This window comes from Bacillus infantis, assembly GCF_050107595.1.
In the GTDB taxonomy this organism is placed as follows: Bacteria; Bacillota; Bacilli; order Bacillales; family Cytobacillaceae; genus Bacillus_AB; species Bacillus_AB infantis_C.
Genome location: NZ_JBNILH010000035.1, coordinates 1 through 416 on the forward strand (window position 1 = coordinate 1; position 416 = coordinate 416).

Below are 416 nucleotides of genomic sequence, written 5' to 3' on the forward strand. Positions count from 1 at the left end.
CGAAGCGATTCAGATTGGTTTTGCTGACAAACGCGATAAATTAGCGAACAAGCCTTTAAAAGGACACGTTGCTAAAGCGAACACAGCACCTAAGCGCTTCATTCGTGAAATCAGTGGAGCTAACTTAGAAGTTGGTCAAGAAGTCAAAGTTGATATTTTCGCAGAAGGCGATGTAGTAGATGTAACAGGAATTTCAAAGGGTAAAGGTTTCCAAGGCTCAATTAAGCGCCACAACCAATCTCGCGGCCCAATGACTCACGGTTCCCGTTATCACCGTCGTCCTGGTTCTATGGGACCTGTTGCTCCAAACCGTGTATTCAAAGGTAAACTATTACCTGGACGTATGGGTGGAGAGCGCATTACTATCCAGAACCTTGAGATCGTGAAAGTAGACGCAGAACGTAACCTATTACTTG

At 45.0% G+C, this 416-nt stretch carries 1 protein-coding gene; it reads left to right on the forward strand.

Annotated features, from left to right (window positions below):
- Positions 1-416: 50S ribosomal protein L3 (gene rplC / locus ACQCVH_RS25315; RefSeq protein WP_426838412.1), on the forward strand; the 416-nt coding region annotated here is incomplete at both ends.